Origin of the sequence: Streptomyces sp. NPDC047525 (assembly GCF_040643025.1) — a bacterium.
Taxonomy (GTDB): Bacteria; Actinomycetota; Actinomycetes; order Streptomycetales; family Streptomycetaceae; genus Streptomyces; species Streptomyces durmitorensis.
This window is the reverse complement of the sequence record NZ_JBEYTL010000008.1, coordinates 390,848-412,408: the sequence shown is the minus strand read 5'-3', so window position 1 is coordinate 412,408 and position 21,561 is coordinate 390,848. Positions and strand designations below refer to the sequence as shown.

Genomic DNA, 21,561 nt, shown 5'->3' with positions numbered 1-21,561 from the left:
CCCGTCACTGTGTCGGTGGGGTACGGCAGGATGGTGCGGATGAGCGAGGAGAGCGGAGCCGCCACACCACCGGAGCAAGGTCTCTCGGCGTACCCGGAGTACGCCGAGCGGGTCTTCGAGGTCGCGGAGCTGATCCCTCCGGGTCGGGTGATGACGTACGGGGACGTCGCGGAGTGGCTGGAGGAGGGCGGCCCCCGGCAGGTCGGCCGCGTGATGGCCCTCTACGGGGACGCGGTTCCGTGGTGGCGCGTGGTGCGCGCGGACGGCCGGCTGCTGCCGGGCCACGAGCTGCGGGCGCTCGGCCACTACCGCGCGGAGGGCACGCCGCTGCGCGAGGCGGGCCGCGCGTCCGAGGGCCATGTGCCGCGCCTGGACATGCGTCGGGCGCGCTGGGACGGCGCTCATCCGGGTGAGGGCGAAGGCGGCGATCCGCGCGGAGGCGGCGGCGCGGGTTCGCGCGACGGCGACGGCACGGCTTCGCGTCGAGGCGGCGGCGCGGTGCGTGGCGGCGCGGTGGGAAGCGGCGGTGCCGCTCGTCCGCAGGCTCCGGGGGCTCACACCTGACAGCTTCGGCCATCCCGCGGCGTCGCGGGGGACCGGTGGCCCGTACGGGGGAAGCCACACGTCCCGCACGCCCGCTGGCGTAGCGTCGACAGCACGCATTTCTCTCACCCCGCAGCCATCGCGCAGCCGTTTTTCACCACGTACACCCACCAGGACCGGCGACCCACGTGAGCTCCACTTCTTCCGCCCGGCACACCCGGCACCCGTCGCACCGCCAGGTGCGACAGGGGGCCCAGGGCGCCTATCGACTGGTGCGTACACCGCCGGTCCGCGTGGACCCCCCTCGTCTTGACGCACGGCAGCGCGCGGTGGTTGACCACCCCGGAGGACCGCTGCTCGTCCTGGCGGGACCCGGCACGGGCAAGACGACGACCCTCGTGGAGTCCGTCGCCGCGCGGATCGCGAAGGGCACGGAGCCGGAGCGGGTCCTTGTCCTCACCTTCAGCCGCAAGGCCGCGGTGGAACTGCGCGACCGCATGGCGCTGCGCATAGGAGCGGCCAACGCCCCGCAGGCGACGACCTTCCACTCCTTCTGTTACGCCCTCATCCGCGCCTACCAGGACGCGGACCTGTTCGTCGAGCCGCTCCGGCTCCTCTCGGGTCCCGAGCAGGACGTGGCGGTACGGGAGCTCCTCGCGGGCCAGATCGACCTGGCGGGCGAGGGGCGCTCCCACGTCCGCTGGCCGGACGAGCTGCGCGCCTGCCTGACGACGCGGGGCTTCGCCGACGAAGTGCGCGCGGTCCTCGCCCGCAGCCGTGAGCTGGGCCTCGGCCCCGACGCCCTGGAGGCCTTCGCCCGCCGCGCGGGGCGCCCGGACTGGGGCGCGGCGGCGGCGTTCCTCGCGGAGTATCTGGACGTACTCGACATGCAGGGAGTGCTCGACTACGCGGAACTGGTGCACCGCGCGGTGCTGCTCGCGCGGCGTCCCGAGGTCGCGCGGGCGCTCGGCGCGCAGTACGACGCGGTGTTCGTGGACGAGTACCAGGACACGGATCCCGCGCAGGTGAGGCTGTTGCACGCGCTGGCCGGGGGCGGACGCTCCCTCGTCGCGTTCGGCGACCCGGACCAGTCGATCTACACCTTCCGGGGCGCCGACGTGAACGGCATCCTGGAGTTCCCCGACGACTTCCCGCGCACGGACGGCACAGCGGCGCCGGTGGAGGTCCTGACGACCTCCCGCAGATCGGGATCCGGCCTCCTGGCGGCCACGCGCCTGCTGACCCGGCGCATGCCGCTGACCAGGCTGCCCGCGGAGAAGGTGCGGGCCCACCGGGACCTGACGGCGGTCAGGGACGGCGGCCGCGTCGAGGCGTTCACGTACCCGACGTCCGGCGCCGAGCTCGACAACATCGCGGACATCCTGCGCCGCGCGCACCTGGAGGACGGTGTCCCCTGGGGTGAGATGGCGGTCCTGGTCCGCGCGGGGGCCCACACGATCCCGGCGGTCCGCCGCAGCCTCACCGCGGCGGGCGTCCCCCTGGACGTCGACGGCGACGACATCGCCCTGCGCCACGAGCCTGCGGTCACGCCGTTGCTCACTGCGCTGCGGGCGGTGGCCATGGGGGTGGTGTCCGAGCCTGCGCCTGCCGGGGCAGGGGGTGAGGCTGATGCTTGGCCTGCGGCTGGGGTCGGCCCTGGGGCGGAGTCGGCGGTTGAGGCCGCGACTGAGTCTGAGCGTGCGGGTGCGGCTGGGGGTGCGGCTGGGGCAGAAGCCGACCTCGGTCCGGATTCGGAGACCGAGGCCGGGGCTTTGGCCGATCCCGATCCCGAGTACGGGCGTCGGCTCGCCGCTGATGCCGATGCCGATGCCGATGGCGATCCCGGGTCCGAATCTGCGGCCAAACAGGCTGAGCCCGAGCCCGAGCCCGAGGCTGGGGCCCTGGCCGACCCCGAGTCCGCCCCCGCCCCCGAAGCCACCGCCCCCACCTGGCTCGACACCGAGACCGCCCTGACCCTCCTCACCTCACCCCTCGCCGGCATGGACGCCGCCGACCTCCGTCGCCTCGGCCGGGCCTTGCGTGCGGAGGAGCGTGCCGCGGGGAATCATCTTCCGCCGCCCTCCGACGAGCTCCTTGCCCGCGCGCTCGCCGAGCCGGAGCGGCTCGTCGCGCACGACCCCGCGTACGCGCGTGGTGCCCAGCGGCTCGGTGCGCTGCTCCGCAAGGCCCGTGAGCGGCTCGCGGGCGGCGGCACCGCCGAGGAGGCGCTCTGGGAGCTGTGGGACGGCACACCGTGGCCGCGCCGCCTTGAGCGGACCGCACGCCGCGGCGGCGCCGCCGGGCGCAACGCGGACCGGGATCTCGACGCCGTCTGCGCCCTGTTCGCGTACGCCTCCCGCGCCGAGGAGCGCACCGGCGGGCGCGGCGCCCTCAACTTCCTTGAGGAGACCGAGGCGCAGGACATCGCCGCGGACACCCTCACGCGCAGGGCGGTACGCCCCGAAGCCGTACGCCTGATGACGGCGCACCGTTCCAAGGGCCTCGAGTGGCGGCTCGTGGTGGTCGCGGGCGTCCAGGAGGGCCTCTGGCCCGACCTGCGCCGCCGCGGCTCCCTCCTGGAGGCCGACCGCATCGGAAGCGACGGCCTCGCCGAGCCCCTCACTCCCGGAGCGCTCCTCTCCGAAGAGCGCCGGTTGTTCTACGTGGCCGCCACGCGCGCGCGTGAACGCCTCGTCGTCACCGCAGTCAAGGCGCCCGCGGACGACGGCGACCAGCCCTCCCGCTTCCTCACCGAACTCGGCGTCGAGCCCAAGGACATAACGGGCCGCCCGCGCCGCCCCCTGTCCGTCGCCGCGCTCGTCGCCGAGCTGCGCTCCACCACCGTCGACCCCCGCGTCTCGGAGCCCCTGCGCGAGGCAGCGGCCCACCGCCTCGCCCGGCTCGCCGCGCTGAGCGACGCCGACGGGCGCCCCCTTGTGCCGTCGGCGCACCCGTACCGCTGGTGGGGCATGTACGAGCCGACGGCGAGCGAAGTCCCCCTGCGGGACCGGGACAAGCCCGTGGTCCTCTCCGGAAGCGCCCTGGACCAGCTGGCCAACACCTGTTCCCTGCAGTGGTTCCTGGGCCGCGAGGTGAAGGCGGACGCCCCCGCGACCGCCGCCCAGGGCTTCGGCAACGTGGTGCACGTCCTGGCCGACGAGGTCGCGTCCGGCACGACACCCGCCGACCTCGCCGTCCTCATGGAGCGCCTCGACTCCGTCTGGGACACGCTGGCCTTCGACGCGCCCTGGAAGTCGGAGCAGGAGAAGGGGCACGCGCGCGTGGCGCTCGAACGCTTCCTCCAGTGGCATGTGACGGACCGCGCGGCCCGCACCCCCGTCAGCAGCGAGCACGACTTCGACGTGACCCTCGAAGCGGGACCCTACGAAGTCCGCGTACGCGGCTCCATGGACCGCGTCGAGCAGGACGCGCAAGGCCGTGCCTACGTAGTCGACTTCAAGACCGGCAAACAGGCACCCACCGCCGCCGAGGTGGCCCGCCACCCGCAGCTCGCCGTCTATCAACTCGCCCTCCGCGAGGGCGCGGTCGACGACGCCTTCGAAGGCGTGCGTCCGGAGGCGGGCGGCGCGGAACTGGTGCAGCTGCGCCAGGGCGCCGCCAAGAAGGACGGCGGCGAGACCCTGCCCAAGGTGCAGGCCCAGGAGCCGCTCGAAGGGGAGTGGGTGGGCGACCTGCTCGCCACCGCGGCAGGCAAGGTCCTCGACGAACGCTTCTCGCCCACCACGGGCCAGCACTGCACGCACTGCGCCTTCCGAGCCTCGTGCAGCGCGCGGCCGGAGGGCCGGCAGGTCGTGGAGTGAGGTGGTGGCAACAGCACCGCCAGTGGCCAACGTCACGTCTCGGCAGCCGCTTTCATAGCAGCCTCACAGGCCATCTAAAGTCTCGGTAAAGCTGATTTGTGCACCAGTGGACCCTCCGATCGTGCACCTTCCCGAGGAGATACAGACATGGCAGCCAACCGGAAGCTCCTGGCCGCGGCAGTCGCGTGTGCCACCGTGTTCGTCGGCGTCACGGGCTGCTCCAGCGAGGAGAAGGACCCCTTCGAGGGGATGAGCGCCGACAAGATCGCCAAGAAGGCGGCCGACGCGTCCAAGGGCGCGGGCTCCTTCAAGGTGACCGGTGAGGGCAAGCAGGACGGCAAGCCGCTCCACGTCGACTTCTCGGTCGCCAAGTCCGGTGACTGCAAGGGCAAGATGGACGGCGGCGCGGACGGCACCGCCGAGCTCCTCGTGTCCGGCGACACGCAGTACATGAAGGGCGACGAGGCGTTCTGGAAGGACGCCATGAGCGGCAGCGGCCAGGCCTCGCGCCTCAAGGGCAAGTGGGTGAAGTCGCCCAACGCCGGCGGCGAGGGCGTCTGCGACGCGGACGCCATGTTCCAGTCCAAGGAGCTCAAGAAGCTCAAGCGTGAGGACGACTCCGAGGTCGACGGCAAGAAGGCGGCCGTGCTCACGAAGAACAAGTCGGGCAAGAAGACCACCTTCTACGTCGCCGCCGAGGGCAAGCCGTACTTCCTGAAGGTCGTCTCGACCGGCAAGGACGACCCGGGCACGATGAACTTCAGCGACTACGGCACGCCCGTGTCCGTCAAGGCCCCGGCGCCGAGCGAGGTCATGGACATGGAAGAGCTCATGAAGCCCTGACGTCCGAAAGCCCTGACGCCAGGAAGCCCTGACGCCATGAGTGACGGCGGCCACTGACAGCCGGAGATGCCCCGATTGTCAGTGGCCGCCGCTAGCCTCTCTGACGTGCCACCTCGTATCACCGACCCCGAGCAGCTCAAAGAGCTCCTCGGCATCCCGTTCACCCCGGAGCAGACGGCCTGCATCACCGCGCCGCCCGCCCCGCAGGTGATCGTGGCCGGAGCCGGGTCGGGCAAGACGACGGTGATGGCGGCCCGCGTGGTCTGGCTGGTCGGCACGGGGCAGGTCGCCCCCGAGCAGGTCCTCGGCCTCACGTTCACGAACAAGGCGGCGGGCGAACTCGCCGAGCGCGTGCGCCAGGCGCTCATCAAGGCCGGGGTCACCGACCCCGAGGCGCTCGACCCGGACAACCCTCCGGGCGAGCCGGTCATCTCCACGTACCACGCCTTCGCGGGCCGCCTCCTGACCGACCACGGTCTGCGCATAGGGCTCGAACCCACCGCCCGTCTCCTCGCCGACGCGACCCGCTTCCAGCTCGCCGCGCGCGTGCTGCGCGAGGCACCGGGCCCGTATCCCGCGCTGACCCGTTCCTTCCCCGACCTCGTCAGCGACCTCCTCGCGCTCGACAGCGAGCTCGCGGAGCATCTCGTACGGCCGGACAAGCTCCGCGCGTACGACACCGAGCTGCTGCGCACCCTGGAGGGCGCCAAGCTCTCCAACGCCGACCTGCGCAAGGTGCCGGAGACGGCGGAGGCACGGCTCGAACTGGCCGAGCTGGTGGGCCGCTACAGGGAGGCGAAGCGCGCCCGCGACCTCCTCGACTTCGGCGACCAGATCGCCCTGTCCGCGACGCTGGCCCGCACCCGCACGGAGGTCGGCGAGATCCTGCGCGAGGAGTTCCGGGTCGTCCTGCTCGACGAGTATCAGGACACCTCGGTGGCCCAGCGCATCCTCCTGGCAGGCCTCTTCGGAGGCGGCACGGGCCACCCGGTGACGGCGGTCGGCGACCCCTGCCAGGCGATCTACGGCTGGCGCGGCGCCTCCGTGGCGAACCTGGACGATTTCCCCGAGCACTTCGCACACGCCGACGGCCGCCCCGCGGCCCGCCACGCGCTCAGCGAGAACCGCCGCAGCGGCGGCCGCCTCCTGGACCTGGCGAACGGCCTCGCGGAGCCGCTGCGCGCGATGCACGCGGGCGTGGAGGCCCTGCGGCCCGCGCCAGGCGCCGAACGGGACGGCATGGTGCGCTGCGCCCTGCTGCGCACGCACGCCGAGGAGATCGACTGGCTCGCCGACTCCATCGCGCACCTCGTGCGCACCGGGAAGGCCCCTGGTGAGATCGCGGTCCTGTGTCGCACAGCCACCGACTTCGCGCAGATCCAGGGGGCACTGGTCGCCCGCGACGTCCCCGTGGAGGTCGTCGGCCTCTCCGGGCTGCTGCACCTCCCGGAGGTCGCCGACCTGGTCGCCGTCTGCGAGGTGCTCCAGGACCCGGGCGCGAACGCCTCCCTGGTGCGTCTGCTGACCGGCCCGCGCTGGCGCATCGGCCCGCGCGACCTCGCCCTCCTTGGCCGCCGCGCACGCCTCCTCGTACGCCATGGGCACGCGGCCCCCGACGACCCGGACCGGCGGCTCGCCGAAGCGGTCGAGGGGGTCGATCCCGCCGAGGTGACATCGCTCGCGGACGCGCTCGACACGTTCCTGGAGACGCCCCTGGACGACGACACGGAGGACGACGGTCTGCCCTTCTCGCCGGAGGCGAGGGTGCGGTTCGCACGTCTCGCCGCCGAACTGCGCGATCTGCGCCGCTCCCTGGCCGACCCGCTGATGGACGTGCTGCACCGGGTGCTCGCCGTCACGGGTCTCGAAGTCGAACTCTCCGCGTCACCGCACGCCCTCGCGGCCCGCCGCCGCGAGACCCTCTCGAACTTCCTGGACGTCGCCGCGTCCTTCGCCGCGAACGACAGCGGGGCGAGCCTGCTGGCCTTCCTCGCCTTCCTGCGGACGGCCGCGCAGTACGAGAAGGGCCTGGACAACGCCCTGCCCGGCGGCGAGAACACGGTCAAGGTGCTCACCGCCCACAAGTCCAAGGGCCTGGAGTGGGACGTCGTGGCTGTCCCCGGCCTGGTCACCGGGACGTTCCCCAGCACCCAGGGCCGCGAGAAGTGGACCGCCCAGGGCAAGGTCATCCCGCACGAGTTGCGCGGGGACGCGGCGACCCTGCCCGACATAGAGGCGTGGGACTCCCGGTCCATGAAGGCGTTCCACGAAGACATGAAGGAGCACCAGCGCACCGAGGAGCTCCGCCTCGGCTACGTGACCTTCACCCGCCCCCGCTCGCTGCTCCTGGGCTCAGGCCACTGGTGGGGCCCTTCGCAGAAGAAGCCGCGCGGCCCCTCGGACTTTCTTCAGGCGCTGTACGACCACTGCGCGGTGGGTCACGGGGAGATCGAGGCCTGGGCGGACGAACCGGAGGAGGGCGAGGAGAACCCCGCCCTGGTGGAGGGCGCCGCCGAGCACGCGTGGCCGCTCCCGCTGGACGATGCGTCCCTGGCCCGGCGCCGGGCCGCCGCGCAGACGGTCCTCACGCATCTGGACCGGCTGACGGGCGATCTGACGGGGGAGGGGGCGCCGGACGACGCCCGCTCGCACGAAGAGCCCCACCCGTCGGCGTACGACGACGTGCCCCCGTCCGAGGACCCGGACTGGCCGCCGCCTCCGGAGGACGAAGAGCCGCCCTACGAAGAGCCGCCCTACGAAGAAGCCGGGCTGCCCGAGGCCGATGACCCCGATGACCCCGACGACTGGGACTCCTGGACGGCGGCCCGCCCGGCGATCCCGCACCAGGCCGCCGCCCCGCCCTCCGGACCCGACGCCCGCCCGCACCCCGCCGACCCCGCTGCCGAGCCTGTCCCGAAGCCCGCCCCGGAGCCGGTGGTCGTCCCGGAGGAGCCCCGCCTCACCCCGGAGGAGACCCGCACCCTCGCCTCCTGGGACCGCGACCTGGACGCCCTCACCGGCGAACTCCTGCGCGCCCGCGAGGCGATCAGGGACATCCCCGTCCCCGCCTCCCTCACCGCGTCCGAAGTGCTGCGCCTGGCCGCCGACCCGGAGGGCTTCGCGCAGGAGCTCGCGCGCCCCATGCCGCGCCCGCCGCAGCCCGCGGCCCGCCGCGGCACCCGCTTCCACGCCTGGGTGGAGACCCGCTTCGAGGAGCTGCGCCTCCCGCTGCTCGCCCCCGACGACCTGCCGGGCGGCGGCCCGGGCGAGGCCGAGATCGCCGACGAACGCGATCTGGAAGCGCTCAAGGAAGCCTTCGAGCGCACCGAGTACGCCCACCGCACCCCCCACCGCGTCGAGGTGCCCTTCCAGCTGACGCTCGCGGGCCGCGTGGTCCGCGGCCGGATCGACGCGGTGTACAAGGAGGTCGACGGCGACGACGTGACGTACGAGATCGTCGACTGGAAGACCAGCCGCAACCGCACCGCAGACCCTCTCCAGCTCGCCGTGTACCGCCTGGCCTGGGCCGAGCTGCACGACGTGCCCCCGGAGTCCGTGAAGGCGGCGTTCCTGTACGTGCGCAGCGGCGAGACCTCCCGCCCCGCGCACCTGCCGGGCCGGGCCGAGCTCGAGCGGATCCTGCTGGAGGAACCGGGCGGGCAGCCTGGTGACGAACCACCGGACGATCCGGCTCCCGGGGGCGGCTAGGCTCGTGACCATGAGCCAGTCCGTTGACAGTGACGTCAGTGGCGTCAGCGCCGTTCGTACGTACATCCAGACCCACCGTGCCGCCTTCCTCGACGATCTCGCCGAGTGGCTGCGCATCCCGTCCGTGTCGGCACAGCCCGACCACGCGGAGGACGTGCGGCGCAGCGCGGACTGGCTCGCGGCCCAGCTCAAGGAGACCGGGTTCCCGACCGTCGAGGTCTGGCCGACGCCAGGAGCGCCCGCCGTCTTCGCCGAGTGGCCCTCGGGCGACCCCCAGGCCCCCACGGTGCTCGTCTACGGCCACCACGACGTGCAGCCCGCCGCCCGCGAGGACGGCTGGCACACCGACCCCTTCGAGCCCGTCGTCCAGGGAAACCGCCTCTACGCGCGCGGGGCGGCCGACGACAAGGGCCAGGTGTTCTTCCACACACTCGGCGTCCGCGCCCACCTCGCCGCCACCGGCCGCACCGCCCCCGCCGTGAACCTCAAGCTCCTGATCGAGGGCGAGGAGGAGTCGGGCTCGCCGCACTTCCGCGCGCTGATCGAGGAGCGCAAGGAGCGCATCGCCGCCGACGCCGTGATCGTCTCGGACACCGGCATGTGGGCGGAGGACACCCCCACGGTCTGCACCGGCATGCGCGGCCTCGCCGACTGCGAGATCGAGCTGCGCGGCCCCGACCAGGACATCCACTCGGGATCCTTCGGCGGCGCGGTACCGAACCCGGCGACCGCGGCCGCCCGGCTCGTCGCCGCGCTCCACGACGAGCACGCGCGCGTGGCCGTCCCCGGGTTCTACGAAGGCATCGTCGAACTCACCGACCGCGAGCGCGAACTCTTCGCCGAGCTGCCCTTCGACGAGGAGCGCTGGCTGCGCACGGCCAAGTCGCACGCGACCCACGGAGAAGCGGGCCACACCACCCTGGAGCGCATCTGGGCCCGCCCCACCGCCGAGGTCAACGGCATCGGCGGCGGCTACCAAGGAGCGGGCGGCAAGACCATCGTCCCGTCGTCCGCCCTCCTGAAGCTGTCCTTCCGGCTCGTCGCGGGCCAGGACCCGGACCGCATCGAAGAAGCCGTACGCACCTGGGTCGCCGACCAGCTGCCGGACGGAATCAGCCACACGATCACCTTCGGCGCCGCCACGCGTCCCTGCCTGACGCCGCTCGACCACCCCGCCCTCCAGTCCGTCGTACGGGCGATGGGCCAGGCCTTCGAGCAGCCGATCCGCTTCACCCGAGAGGGCGGTTCGGGACCGGCCGCCGATCTTCAGGACGTACTGGCCGCCCCCGTGCTCTTCCTGGGCATCTCCGTGCCGTCCGACGGCTGGCACGCGCCGAACGAGAAGGTCGAACTCGATCTGCTCCTCAAGGGAGTCGAGACGACGGCCTACCTGTGGGGCGATCTCGCCGAGCACTGGCGCGATGCACACTGAAAACCGCCCTGCTGAACCACCCATTCCATCGGGGGAGTTGGAAGCACCTGTGACCACCTGGACCGACCGCACCGCTGACCGTCCCGTCTCGCTCACCGCACCGAGCGGCATCGATCGCGCAGCCCACCACCGCCTCGACGAGGCCTGGCTCGCCGCCGCCTGGAGCCACCCCACGACACGGGTCTTCGTGGTCTCCGGCGGCCAGGTCCTGATCGACGAGACGCCGGACGGCAGCACCGAACTGGTGATGACCCCGTCCTTTGAGGCGCCCCTCACCGAGGCCCACCGCTACTTCCTGGGCACGGACGACGACGGCGTCAGCTACTTCGCGCTCCAGAAGGACTCCCTGCCGGGCCGCATGGACCAGCAGGCGCGCCCCGCGGGCCTGCGCGAGGCGGGGCTTCTCCTGTCGCCCCGTGACGCGGGCCTGATGGTGCACGCCGTCGCGCTGGAGAACTGGCAGCGCCTGCACCGCTTCTGCTCGCGCTGCGGCGAGCGCACCGTCATCGCGGCGGCAGGCCACATCCGCCGCTGCCAGGCGTGCGGCGCCGAGCACTACCCGCGTACGGACCCGGCCGTGATCATGCTGGTGACGGACGACCAGGACCGCGCGCTCCTGGGCCGTCAGGTGCACTGGCCCGAGGGCCGCTTCTCGACGCTCGCGGGCTTCGTGGAGCCGGGCGAGTCCATCGAGACGTCGGTGCGGCGCGAGGTCTGGGAGGAGGCCGGTGTCATGGTCGGCGACGTCGAGTACGTCGCGAGCCAGCCCTGGCCGTTCCCCTCCAGCCTGATGCTGGGCTTCATGGCCGACGCCACGTCGTCGGAGATCAACGTGGACGGCGAGGAGATCTCCGAGGCCCGCTGGTTCTCCCGGGAAGACCTGCGGGCCGCATTCGAGTCCGGGGAGGTCCTGCCTCCCTACGGGATCTCGATTGCGGCCCGGCTGATCGAGCTCTGGTACGGAAAGCCCCTGCCGAAGCCGGGCACCGTCGGCTAGGGCCCACCGGGCCCTGCCGCTCAGGCGGCCAGCTTCTGCTTCACCTGGGCCAGCGACGGGTTCGTGAGCGTCGAGCCGTCCGGGAAGAGAACGGTGGGAACCGTCTGGTTTCCGCCGTTCGCCTTCTCGACGAAGGTCGCGGAATCCGGGTCGTGCTCAATGTTGATCTCGTTGTACGTGATGCCCTCGCGGTCCATCTGGCCCTTGAGCCGGCGGCAGTAGCCGCACCACGTGGTGCTGTACATCGTCACAGTGCCCGGCATGTGTCTCGCGCTCCTTTGTTGCTCGGCATGCGTCATCGCAAAGACTCGAACGTACGCGACCCGGCCACCATTCCCGCATTAGTACGACCGCGTGGGTCTCCCTGTGGACAACCGGGCTCACGCGCCTCCGGCGACCTGGCAGCATGGCGGGGTGACAGCAGCAACGCACTCCACCCTCTTCCCGCAGGTCCCGGACTCTGCCGACGCGGTGCTCGCCGGGCTCGACCCCGAGCAGCGCGAGGTGGCCACCGCCCTGCACGGGCCGGTGTGTGTCCTGGCGGGCGCCGGGACGGGCAAGACACGGGCGATCACGCACCGGATCGCCTATGGCGTGCGCGCCGGGATCCTCCAGCCCGCCAGCGTGCTCGCCGTCACGTTCACCAACCGCGCGGCGGGCGAGATGCGCGGCCGCCTGCGCCAGCTCGGCGCCTCCGGGGTCCAGGCGCGCACGTTCCACTCCGCGGCCCTGCGCCAGCTCCAGTTCTTCTGGCCCAAGGCGGTCGGCGGTTCGCTGCCCCGGATCGTCGACCGGAAGATCAAGATCGTCGCGGACGCGGCGGCCGCATCCCGCATCCGCCTGGACCGCAACGAACTGCGCGACGTGACGAGCGAGATCGAGTGGTCCAAGGTCACCCAGACCGTCCCCTCGGACTATGCGGCGGCCGCCGCGAAGTCGGGCCGCCTCATCCCCCGTGACGCGGCGGAGATCGCCCAGATCTACGGCGCGTACGAAGACCTGAAGCGCGAGCGCTCCGTCATCGACTTCGAGGACGTCCTGCTCCTGGCCGTCGGCATCCTCCAGGACCGCCACGACATCGCCGACCAGGTCCGCGCCCAGTACCAACACTTCGTGGTCGACGAGTATCAGGACGTCAGCCCGCTCCAGCAGCGCCTTCTGGAGCTGTGGCTCGGCGACCGCGACAGCCTCTGCGTCGTCGGCGACGCCAGCCAGACGATCTACTCCTTCACCGGCGCGACCCCCGACCACCTGCTGAACTTCCGCACCCGCCACCCCGGAGCGACGGTCGTCAAGCTCGTCAGGGACTACCGCTCCACGCCCCAGGTCGTCCACCTCGCCAACGGCCTGCTCTCCCAGGCCCGGGGCCGCGCCGCGGACCACCGCCTCGAACTGATCTCCCAGCGCGACGCCGGATCCGAACCGGTCTACACGGAGTACGCGGACGAGCCCGCCGAGGCCGAAGGCGCCGCCCGCCGCATCCGGGCCCTCATCGCCGACGGCGTCCCGGCGAGCGAGATCGCGGTCCTCTTCCGCACGAACTCCCAGTCCGAGATCTACGAACAGGCACTCGCCGACGCCGGCGTGCCCTATCAGCTGCGCGGCGCCGAGCGGTTCTTCGAGCGCACCGAGGTCCGCGAGGCGGGCGCGGCCCTGCGCGGCGCGGCCCGCTTCGGGGGCAACGACTCCCTCCTTGACGACGTCATCGACCTGCCTTCGCAGGTGCGGGCCGTCCTGTCCACGAAGGGCTGGACGACACAGCCCCCCGCGGGCTCAGGAGCGGCCCGCGACCGCTGGGAGTCCCTGGCGGCCCTCGTGCGCCTCGCCGAGGACTTCGCCAGGGCCAAGTCCGACGCGACGCTCTCCGACCTCGTGGGGGAGCTCGACGAGCGCGCGAGCGCCCAGCACGCGCCGACCGTCGAGGGCGTCACCCTCGCCTCGCTGCACGCGGCCAAGGGCCTGGAGTGGGACGCCGTCTTCCTGGTCGGCCTCGCCGAGGGCATGATGCCGATCACGTACGCCAAGACGGACGAGCAGGTCGAAGAGGAGCGCCGCCTCCTGTACGTGGGCGTGACCCGGGCCCGCCTCCACCTCTCCCTCTCCTGGGCGCTGTCCCGCTCACCGGGCGGTCGCGCGGGCCGCCGCCCCAGCCGGTTCCTCGACGGGCTGCGCCCCGGCTCGGGGGCGGGCGCGGGAGCGCGCGCCGCGGGCGGCGGGCCCGGCGGGGTCGAGCGCGGCAGCGGCGGCGCGGAGAGCGGCGGCGCGAAGAGCCGCCGGCGGACGAGCAGGTCCCCGGCCCGCTGCCGGGTCTGCGGGCGGACCCTGACCGACGCGGGCGAGATGAAGCTCATGCGGTGCGAGGACTGCCCGTCCGACATGGACGAGGGTCTGTACGAACGCCTGCGGGAGTGGCGTTCGGGCCAGGCGGAGCTCCTCGGACAGCCCGCCTACTGCGTGTTCACGGACAAGACCTTGATCGCCATCGCGGAGGCCGCACCCGACGAGGAGGGCGAACTGGCCCGGATCCCCGGAGTCGGCGTGCGCAAGCTCAACCGCTTCGGATCTGATGTCCTCGCCATTTGTGCAGGTGGGGACCCTGTAAGGGGCGCCGATGGCAACTGATTCAAACTCGTCGAAAAAATAGTTTGCGCAGGCGCAAGGAAGACCCATAGGTTCTTAAGCACGGGAACGGCGGCTTCTCCGAAGCCCTCGCCCCGTGCTGTACTTAATAGCCCGCAGGATCGGTTCCGGCCGATCCCATAGACGCCGAGAGGAGGCGATTCCAGTGATCAGCATCAACGAGAGCTTCATCAGCACCGCGAAAATGACCGATCGCTCGGTCGTCGCTTCCTGCCTGCTCGGCTTCTCGAACCTGGGCACCGGTCTGTCCGGTGGCATCGCTGCCGCCGCCATCCGTCCGGAGTCCTCTGTCCTGCCTCTGTCCCTCCCGCGTCTCAACGTTCTTCCGATGCGTGAGGTCAATGAAGGCAGCGAGCGAGCGACCAAGGCACCGGAAGCAGTAGTGACGGCACAGGCGCAGGCCTATGCCTTTGCCGCAGCCGGTGCCGGATCGAAGAAGAAGACGCAGCACCAGACGACGCAGCAGCACCACACGATGTGGGCCTTCCGTGGGCTCGAACCCTGGAGTGATCCAGTCTGATCCTCGATCAGACCGGCGCCTTCAGGGCCGCGGAACCCCACCCGGGATCCGCGGCCCTTCTGTTTTCCCAAAAACGGGATGACGGAGCGAAGGGGCCGAGCAAGACCCGGTACCAGCCGCCAACCGGCCGACCCAGGCCGGCACGACCAGACGAGGAAAACACCACCGTGCAACTCGAAGCGCACGCCCCGTCCGTACCGCCTTCAGAGACTCTCCCCCCGCCCGCTCCCACGGAGGACCCGACCTTGACTCCCCTCACCGCGCTCACCGCGCTCGACGACGCCATCGAGAACCTCGGCGTACCCGTCCCCTGCCGTGCCTACGACCCGGAGGTCTTCTTCGCCGAGTCGCCGGCGGACGTCGAGTACGCCAAGTCCCTCTGCCGTACCTGCCCGCTGATGGAGGCCTGCCTGGCCGGCGCCAAGGAGCGGCGTGAGCCGTGGGGCGTCTGGGGCGGCGAGCTCTTCGTCCAGGGTGTGGTCGTTGCCCGCAAGCGGCCGCGTGGCCGTCCGCGCAAGAACCCGGTAGCGGCATGACCATCACCGGAACGATCGATCGCCCCCTGACGCACGACCCCAAGAAGCAGGCCCCCATGAAGGCAGCCACCGCTGAGCCCGCAGGCTCCGCAACCCCGGACTTCACCACCACCGGCGCGAACGGATCGCGTCAGAACAGGACCCGCGAGATGCAACTCATCCCAGAAGCCATGGCTCGTGCGCATATGCACGAACGCATGCGTGAGGCCGAGGCCGGGCGCCCGGCCGCCCGTCTGATGGCGGCTCGCCGGATGCAGCGCCGCGCCGAGCGCGCGTCGCTGCGCGCCAGGCGCGCGCTCGCCATCGCCGTCATGCAGTGACGAGGCGACACGCCGACTGAGCACCACCACGATGCCCGCGGGGGCCGGTCCGAAGGGACCGGCCCCCGCGGTGCGTTGTGCCGGGCGAACCTCCGGAGGCGGCGATAGGGTCGCCGGGTGGACCAGCAGACTTCTGAGCCCGCGGGCGCCGAGAATCTCGTGTGTTCCGGCTGCGGCACGGTCGCCGAAGGCACGCCGCCCACCTGGATTTGCTCCGTGGAGAACGGCGAGCGCCGCTACTTCTGTGACACCTGCGCCCGCGAGAATCTCCGGGCCATCGAGGGACGGCTCGACTCCGCCTGGTGGTGAGGGCGAGCCGCGGCGTCAGGCCCCGGCCGCGGGATCGTCCGCCTCCAGCTCCTCGGACTCCAGCTCCTCAAGCCCCTCCTCCATGAAGCCCGGCAGCCACTCCTCGAGCTCCTCCCGCATCCGCACCGTCGCCCCCAGCTGACAGAGCACCCCGATCGTGCTCAACGTCACACGGTGTATCAGCAGATACGACGGCGGGAGGTTCAGCCGCTTGCCCAACTGATAGGCGGGGGAGCGGGGATCGGCCACCCGAGCCGCCTGGCCGCGCATCCAGCCCCGGGTGAAGGTGAACTCCTCCACCAGCATGGGTTCGATGATCGGCAGCAGATAGTCGAGGACCGCGTCCGGTTCGAGCTCGACGGACTCCTGGACGAAGTCCTCCTCGCGCAACATCTCGTAGACCGCGTCGGCCTCGCCGTCGAGCGTCATCCGCAGGGAGCGCCCGATGGTCGGGGGCAGCCCGCCGGGCAACCGGTCCACCGTGCCGAAGTCGAGGACCCCGAGCCGCCAGCCGTCCTTCTCGTCGGGCAGCAGACGGAAGTTGCCCGGATGCGGGTCGGCGTGCAGCAGCCCGGTGCGTGCCGGACCCGAGAAGAGGAAACGGGCGAGGAGCTGTCCCGCCCGGTCCCGCTGCTCCTGCGTGCCGTCCGCGATCACGTCCGACAGCGGCACCCCGTCGATCCACTCGGTCACCAGGACCTGCTCGCACTGGTGCACCACATCGGGCACCACGACATCCGGGTCGTCCGCGAACTCCTCGGCGTGCGCGTGCTGCGCCTGGGCCTCCAGGCTGTAGTCGAGCTCCTCGGAGACCCGGTCGCGCAGCTCCGCGATGAGCGGCTTGATGTCCATCCCCGGGATCAGCGGTCCCAGGAGCCGGGCGAACCGGCTGAGTTGGTTCAAGTCGGAGAGCAGTGCCTCGCCCGCCCCCGGATACTGCACCTTGACGGCGACCTCGCGCCCGTCCTGCCACACCGCCCGGTGGACCTGCCCGATCGACGCGGCGGCGGCCGGCTTGTCCTCGAACTCCAGGAACAGCTCGCGCCAGTCCTCCCCGAGCCGCTCCGCGAGCACGGCGTGCACGGTGCGCGTCGGCATCGGCGGCGCCGCTTCCTGCAGCTTTGTCAGCGCGGCGCGATAGGGACCCGCGACCTCCTCGGGCAGAGCCGACTCGAAGACCGACAGCGCCTGGCCGAACTTCATGGCTCCGCCCTTGAGCTCGCCGAGCACCTTGAACAGCTGCTCCGCCGTGCGCTGTTGCAGCTCACGGCCGACGATCTCCGCCGACTTGCCCCCGATCCGCTTGCCGAGCCCCCAGGTCGCCCGCCCGGCGAAGCCGAGTGGCAGCGCGGCCAGCTTGGCGGTACGGGTTACCGCCTTCCGGGGAAGATCAGACATGCGCCCCTCCAAATCCCAGACAGCCGCGCCTTGTCAGGCGGTTACCCGGCCATTGTGTCGTGCGGCTCCTCGTCCCCGGCGGGGTGTTCCCTGTTATCCATCACACCCGCCCCGCATGGGCACGTGAGATGCGGTGGCACCGGCCGCGCATGCCAGTCGAATCCCGGCACGGACGCCTCCCAGCGGACCCCCGCGCTCGCCGGTGCCGCCCCGTCCAGGAAAGCCAGGGCATGCGCGGCGGCAAGGCCGGCGACCGTGGTCGACAGAGCCAGATCGCATGCCGTCACATGGCGCGCGCGTCCCGAACGCCACTGCGCCAGCATGCGCGGCCAGGTGGGATCCCGGTCCGCGCGGTCAAGCGCCAGACAGCCCGCGCAGGCTGTCACCCCCGGGAGGACGAGCGGCCCCACCACGCCGGTTCCTTCGATCACGCCCGCATAGAGATGAGGTGTCCCCGAAGAGACGAGCGGCTCGGCGGCGACCGGGTCGGGGACGTGGGCGTCAAGCCCGTCCCGCGGGGCGATGATCACGAGGGAGAGGCCCGGCTCCGCTTCCCCCTGTGCCCCCGCTTCCCTCCGGCCCCGACGAGGCGGCCGGTCCGGAGCCGATTGCCGCACGACCCGCCGCGCCGCCGCGTCCCTGCGGTCGCCGACCGCATCGGCGGGCAGACCGCCCGGCGCCACGTCCCAGGGCTCGACGACTCCGCCCTCCATCACATCGACCTGCCCCACGCCCGCCCCGGACAGGACCGAGGCCACCACCGCCCCCACCCGGCCCGCTCCCCGCACCTGGACCCGCATCGCGCGGCGCGCCGCCAGTCTCCTCATCCCGTCGCCCGGCCCGGGAGTCACGACGGACAGGGAGGCCAGATCCGGGCGCAGCCGGTCCATGGCCTTGGCCCGCTTGCGCAGGGCGTCGGCCGCCGCGCCGCCGCCTGTCGCGTCGTCCAGGAGCCCGGCCCTGGACAGCCGTCGCACCAGCCGGTCCACGTGACCGTCGGGCAGGCCCATCCGCTTGCCCTCGTCACGCAGGAGCGGCAGCCCGCGTGTCCCGTCCAGGAGCTGGAGAAAGCTGCCCGTCGCCGTGTCCACCGGCCCGAGCACCAGGGCGTGCGCGGGCGCCACGCCGAACTGGATCGTGTTCAGATCGCGCCAGCCGCGCCGCAGCGCCGGTTTCAAGATCGGATGCATGGTCGTCCCCCGTGGTCATCCGGCACTGTCGGTCCCCGCCCGCATCGCCGGTCGACAGCCAGAATGCCCGCCCCGGCCGACAGCCGCCGAGCGTTGTCCACAGGCAGGGGGTATTCGTCGTACTAATCGATCGCACGGGGAGCGATACCCCGCCGAACCGTCCCGGAGGCGGGACTTCCCCCACACCCAGCGGGTAACGTCGGGGCGTGCCCGCCGACCCACTGCACCGCGCCGGAAACCCACAGCGCAGCACGACCAGCCCGCCGTCACCCGGCTCGGGGGCGAGCGCGGTCGAGGTCAGACGGAGCGCCCGCCGGCGCAGAACGGTCTCCGCGTACCGAGAGGGCGATCGCACCGTCGTGCTCATCCCCGCCCGCATGTCCGAGGCCGAGGAACAGCGCTGGGTCAACGTCATGCTCGACAAGCTCGCGGCCCAGGAGAGCAAGCGGGTCCTTGGCGACGCGGAACTCTCCGAACGCGCCGAGCGTCTCTCCGAGCAGTACTTCGACGGCCGGGCCAGGCCCACGTCCGTTCGCTGGGTCACGAACCAGAACACCCGGTGGGGCTCGTGCACCCCGTCGGAGGGCAGCATCCGCCTTTCGCACCGGCTGCAGGGCATGCCCGAGTACGTCGTCGACTACGTCCTCGTCCACGAGCTCGCGCACCTCCTCGTCCCCGGGCACGGGCCCAATTTCTGGCAGCTCCTCGAGGCGTACCCCCGGACGGAGAGGGCTCGTGGGTACCTCGAAGGTGTGGTCGCGGCCGACCGGCTGCCCCATCTGCCCGCGGCCCGCGACGAGTGAACTTCCGCCGCGTCGGGAGGTTGTGTACCGGGTCTGTACCGGCTTGGTTCGTTGTCGGACTTTCCGGTTAGCCTGACGCGACGCATTTACATTCGGGATGGGGGACGGTCGTTACGTATGGCCAGGGAATTCCAACGCGGCCACAAGGCCAAGATCAGTGACCTCACCGCGGGCACCGATCTGTACGTAGGCGTGCAGATCTCCGCCCCCGGACTGAGCTTCGACATCAGCTGCTTCGGCCTGGACGCGGACGAGCGCCTCTCGGACGACAGTTACTTCATCTTCTTCAACCAGCCGAAGTCGCCCGAGGAGTCCATCCAGCTCCTGGGCGCGCAGGCCGGCGACACGGAGTCCTTCCGGGTCACGCTCGACCGGATCCCGCCCCAGATCAAGAAGCTGTCGTTCACCGCGACGATCGACGGCGCCGGGCAGATGTCGCAGGTCGCACCCGGCTACATCCGGATCGTCGCGGGCGGCGAGGAAGTGGCCCGCTACTCCTTCAACGGCGCGGAGTTCTCCACGGAACGTGCCGTGATGCTGGGCGACTTCTATCTGAAGGACGTCTGGCGGTTCGCCGCGATCGGTCAGGGCTTCGACGGCGGTCTCGACGCGCTCCTGAAGAACTTCGGCGGCGAGGTCGCCGAGGAGGAGCCCGCGCCGCAGGCACCGCAGGCCACCGGCGCCCCGTCCTTCGCCCCGCCCGGACAGGCTGCCGCGCCGCCCGCGTTCGGCGCCCCCGCGGCACCCGCGCAGACCCCGGCACCGGCCCCCGCGCCCGCTCCGGCCCCCGCGCCCGCCCCTGCTCCGGCCCAGCATTTCGCGCCGCCGCAGGGTGCCACTCCGCCGCCCGCCCCGGCTCCCGCGGATCCGTCGGTGCACGCGGCGCAGACCATCGTGGCGCCGATGAACCAGCCGCAGGGCGGCACGATGCCGCCCCCGCCGGCCCCCGCGCCGTACGGACAGCCGGGACAGCCCGGCCAGCAGCCGCCGCCGCAGCAGCCGCAGTTCGGCCAGGTCCCCGGCCAGTCGGCGCCCCCGCCGCCCGGCTACGGCCAGCAGCCCCCCGGCCAGTTCCCCGGTCAGCCCGCCGCCCCGTCCCCGTACGGAGCCGGCGTCCCCCAGGGTGCCCCGCAGGGCGGCGGTGTGGCCGCGGCCCTCGCCGCGTACCGCGAGGCCCCCACCGGGCAGCGCTGGACGCAGCAGAACGAGAAGATGGTCCGCGTCGACCTCGGCGTCAGTGAGCAGGCCGTGCTCGCCCGGCAGGGCAGCATGGTGCTCTACCAGGGCAAGGTCGAGTTCAGCTACAAGGGCGCGGGCTTCGCGGGCCGCGTCGTGGGCAACGCGACCGGCCAGGAGATGCAGCTGATGCGCTGCTCCGGCCGTGGCCAGGTCTTCCTCGCCGAGGAAGCCACGCATCTGCACCCGATCGAGCTCCAGGGTGACGCGATCTGTGTCTCCGCGGAGAACGTCCTCGCGTTCGACGAGACGCTCCAGCACGAGGTGCGCAGGATCGAGGGGCACGGCATCCCCGGTGGCGCGCTGTTCGTGATGCAGTTCCAGGGCAGCGGCACGGTCATCGTCAAGACGCACGGTGTGCCCGTCGTCCTGCCCGTCACGCCGACGACGTTCGCCGACTGCCAGTCCGTCGTCGCCTGGTCGGCGGCGGCCCAGGCGATCGTCTCCAGCCAGGTGCGGGTGCGCAGCAACGCGTACGCGGGCTCCACGGGGGAGAGCGTGAACCTCCAGTTCCGGGGCGCTCCCGGCAACTTCATCATCGTCCAGCCGTACGAGGTCTGAGGGAGCCCGTCATGAATCAGCAACTCGCGGGCTTTGCCCCGGCGCCAGTCGCCGCCCGTATGGAGAACCATGGCAACCACATGCTCAAGGTGGCCATGCAGAGCGGAAACGACCTCCTCGCGCGCGTGGGGTCGATGGTCGCCTACGAAGGGTTCGTCACGTACGAGCCCAATCCCCCCGCGGTCCGCCAGATCGCCAAGGAGTGGATGACCGGCGAGGGCGCACCTCTGATGAAGTGCTCCGGAGACGGCCTGCTCTATCTCGCCGACTACGGAGCCGATGTCGTCGTCATCAACCTGGCGGGCGACTCGCTCTCGGTGAACGGCACGAACCTCCTCGCCTTCGACACGTCCCTCCAGTGGGGCGTCGAGCGGGTCAAGGGGATGGCCAAGTTCGCCGGGCAGGGCCTGTGGAACATCAAGATCTCCGGCCAGGGCTGGGTGGCGCTGACCTCCCGCGGCACCCCGATCGTCGTCGACTGCGGCCGCGGCGAGGACGAGACGTACGTCGACCCCGACGCCCTGATCGCCTGGTCCCCGAACCTCAAGGTCAAGGGCAAGCGCAGCTTCAAGGCCGGTTCGCTCATCGGGCGCGGCAGCGGTGAGGCCTACCAGATGGGCTTCTCCGGGGAGGGCATCGTCGTCGTGCAGCCCAGCGAGGACAGCACCGACCGTCTCCGAGCTCGGGGCTGAGGGGGAGCAACA

17 protein-coding genes are annotated in these 21,561 nt (G+C 71.9%); 14 read left to right on the top strand and 3 right to left on the bottom strand.

What is annotated here, in order from left to right; all coding sequences use genetic code 11:
* Nucleotides 1–39 precede the first annotated feature (39 nt).
* The 6 genes from ABZ833_RS25390 to nudC all read left to right on the top strand — a co-directional run bounded on the left by ABZ833_RS25390 (nucleotide 40) and on the right by nudC (nucleotide 11,344).
* On the top strand, nucleotides 40–564 hold the full coding sequence (locus ABZ833_RS25390) for an MGMT family protein (protein WP_361050408.1): 525 nt from the start codon (nucleotides 40–42) through the stop codon (nucleotides 562–564).
* A 218-nt stretch (nucleotides 565–782) separates the two neighbouring features.
* Nucleotides 783–4,364, top strand: coding sequence for a UvrD-helicase domain-containing protein (locus ABZ833_RS25385; RefSeq protein WP_361050834.1), 3,582 nt, complete (start codon nucleotides 783–785; stop codon nucleotides 4,362–4,364).
* A 147-nt stretch (nucleotides 4,365–4,511) separates the two neighbouring features.
* On the top strand, nucleotides 4,512–5,207 hold the full coding sequence (locus ABZ833_RS25380) for a hypothetical protein (RefSeq protein ID WP_361050405.1): 696 nt from the start codon (nucleotides 4,512–4,514) through the stop codon (nucleotides 5,205–5,207).
* 105 nt (nucleotides 5,208–5,312) lie between these two features.
* Nucleotides 5,313–8,915 carry an ATP-dependent DNA helicase gene (locus ABZ833_RS25375; RefSeq protein WP_361050402.1) on the top strand — a complete coding sequence of 1,201 codons (3,603 nt, stop codon included), beginning with the start codon at nucleotides 5,313–5,315 and terminating at the stop codon, nucleotides 8,913–8,915.
* Between the two features lie 10 nt (nucleotides 8,916–8,925).
* Complete coding sequence (locus ABZ833_RS25370) at nucleotides 8,926–10,347, top strand: dipeptidase (RefSeq protein ID WP_361050399.1); 1,422 nt, start codon at nucleotides 8,926–8,928, stop codon at nucleotides 10,345–10,347.
* Nucleotides 10,348–10,396: 49 nt separating this feature from the next.
* On the top strand, nucleotides 10,397–11,344 hold the full coding sequence (gene nudC, locus ABZ833_RS25365) for an NAD(+) diphosphatase (protein ID WP_249587884.1): 948 nt from the start codon (nucleotides 10,397–10,399) through the stop codon (nucleotides 11,342–11,344).
* Between the two features lie 20 nt (nucleotides 11,345–11,364).
* On the opposite strand, the gene ABZ833_RS25360 is transcribed toward nudC, so the two are convergent.
* Nucleotides 11,365–11,607: a mycoredoxin gene (locus ABZ833_RS25360; RefSeq protein WP_249587883.1), complete on the bottom strand. Its 243-nt coding sequence runs from the start codon at nucleotides 11,605–11,607 to the stop codon at nucleotides 11,365–11,367.
* A 151-nt stretch (nucleotides 11,608–11,758) separates the two neighbouring features.
* Here ABZ833_RS25360 and ABZ833_RS25355 point away from each other — a divergent pair, with 151 nt between their 5' ends.
* The 5 genes from ABZ833_RS25355 to ABZ833_RS25335 all read left to right on the top strand — a co-directional run bounded on the left by ABZ833_RS25355 (nucleotide 11,759) and on the right by ABZ833_RS25335 (nucleotide 15,669).
* Nucleotides 11,759–13,966, top strand: a complete 2,208-nt coding sequence (locus ABZ833_RS25355) for an ATP-dependent DNA helicase UvrD2 (protein WP_361050395.1) — start codon at nucleotides 11,759–11,761, stop codon at nucleotides 13,964–13,966.
* Nucleotides 13,967–14,129: 163 nt separating this feature from the next.
* Nucleotides 14,130–14,504 (top strand): hypothetical protein, encoded by a 375-nt coding sequence (locus ABZ833_RS25350; RefSeq protein ID WP_249587881.1) that lies wholly within the window; start codon nucleotides 14,130–14,132, stop codon nucleotides 14,502–14,504.
* A gap of 167 nt (nucleotides 14,505–14,671) precedes the next feature.
* Nucleotides 14,672–15,040, top strand: coding sequence for a WhiB family transcriptional regulator (locus ABZ833_RS25345; RefSeq protein ID WP_160507109.1), 369 nt, complete (start codon nucleotides 14,672–14,674; stop codon nucleotides 15,038–15,040).
* A complete protein-coding gene (locus ABZ833_RS25340) occupies nucleotides 15,037–15,360 on the top strand; it encodes a hypothetical protein (RefSeq protein WP_361050391.1) in 324 nt (107 codons plus the stop codon). The genes ABZ833_RS25345 and ABZ833_RS25340 overlap by 4 nt, the downstream gene beginning before the upstream one ends.
* Before the next feature lie 117 nt (nucleotides 15,361–15,477).
* Nucleotides 15,478–15,669, top strand: a complete 192-nt coding sequence (locus ABZ833_RS25335; protein ID WP_361050388.1) for a hypothetical protein — start codon at nucleotides 15,478–15,480, stop codon at nucleotides 15,667–15,669.
* A gap of 15 nt (nucleotides 15,670–15,684) precedes the next feature.
* Here ABZ833_RS25335 and ABZ833_RS25330 read toward each other — a convergent pair whose 3' ends face one another.
* Together ABZ833_RS25330 and ABZ833_RS25325 are read right to left on the bottom strand one after the other, a co-directional pair.
* Nucleotides 15,685–17,067 (bottom strand): AarF/ABC1/UbiB kinase family protein, encoded by a 1,383-nt coding sequence (locus ABZ833_RS25330; RefSeq protein WP_361050385.1) that lies wholly within the window; start codon nucleotides 17,065–17,067, stop codon nucleotides 15,685–15,687.
* A 41-nt stretch (nucleotides 17,068–17,108) separates the two neighbouring features.
* Nucleotides 17,109–18,257, bottom strand: coding sequence for a ThiF family adenylyltransferase (locus ABZ833_RS25325; RefSeq protein ID WP_361050382.1), 1,149 nt, complete (start codon nucleotides 18,255–18,257; stop codon nucleotides 17,109–17,111).
* Nucleotides 18,258–18,463: 206 nt separating this feature from the next.
* On the opposite strand from ABZ833_RS25325, the gene ABZ833_RS25320 reads away from it, so the two are divergent.
* The 3 genes from ABZ833_RS25320 (at nucleotide 18,464) to ABZ833_RS25310 (ending at nucleotide 21,549) form a co-directional block, all read left to right on the top strand.
* On the top strand, nucleotides 18,464–19,060 hold the full coding sequence (locus ABZ833_RS25320) for a M48 family metallopeptidase (protein ID WP_249587876.1): 597 nt from the start codon (nucleotides 18,464–18,466) through the stop codon (nucleotides 19,058–19,060).
* Nucleotides 19,061–19,177: 117 nt separating this feature from the next.
* Nucleotides 19,178–20,857, top strand: a complete 1,680-nt coding sequence (locus ABZ833_RS25315) for a TerD family protein (RefSeq protein WP_361050379.1) — start codon at nucleotides 19,178–19,180, stop codon at nucleotides 20,855–20,857.
* Between the two features lie 11 nt (nucleotides 20,858–20,868).
* On the top strand, nucleotides 20,869–21,549 hold the full coding sequence (locus tag ABZ833_RS25310) for an AIM24 family protein (protein WP_249587874.1): 681 nt from the start codon (nucleotides 20,869–20,871) through the stop codon (nucleotides 21,547–21,549).
* The last annotated feature ends 12 nt before the right edge of the window (nucleotides 21,550–21,561 follow it).

Bases quoted from the DNA above. Each gene is read 5' to 3' on its own strand.
- ABZ833_RS25325 (WP_361050382.1), bottom strand. From the start codon at position 18,257: ATGCATCCGATCTTGAAACCGGCGCTGCGGCGCGGCTGGCGCGATCTG.
- ABZ833_RS25370 (WP_361050399.1), top strand. From the start codon at position 8,926: ATGAGCCAGTCCGTTGACAGTGACGTCAGTGGCGTCAGCGCCGTTCGT.
- ABZ833_RS25315 (WP_361050379.1), top strand. From the start codon at position 19,178: ATGGCCAGGGAATTCCAACGCGGCCACAAGGCCAAGATCAGTGACCTC.
- ABZ833_RS25330 (WP_361050385.1), bottom strand. From the start codon at position 17,067: ATGTCTGATCTTCCCCGGAAGGCGGTAACCCGTACCGCCAAGCTGGCC.
- ABZ833_RS25360 (WP_249587883.1), bottom strand. From the start codon at position 11,607: ATGCCGGGCACTGTGACGATGTACAGCACCACGTGGTGCGGCTACTGC.
- ABZ833_RS25340 (WP_361050391.1), top strand. From the start codon at position 15,037: ATGACCATCACCGGAACGATCGATCGCCCCCTGACGCACGACCCCAAG.
- ABZ833_RS25310 (WP_249587874.1), top strand. From the start codon at position 20,869: ATGAATCAGCAACTCGCGGGCTTTGCCCCGGCGCCAGTCGCCGCCCGT.
- ABZ833_RS25390 (WP_361050408.1), top strand. From the start codon at position 40: ATGAGCGAGGAGAGCGGAGCCGCCACACCACCGGAGCAAGGTCTCTCG.
- ABZ833_RS25380 (WP_361050405.1), top strand. From the start codon at position 4,512: ATGGCAGCCAACCGGAAGCTCCTGGCCGCGGCAGTCGCGTGTGCCACC.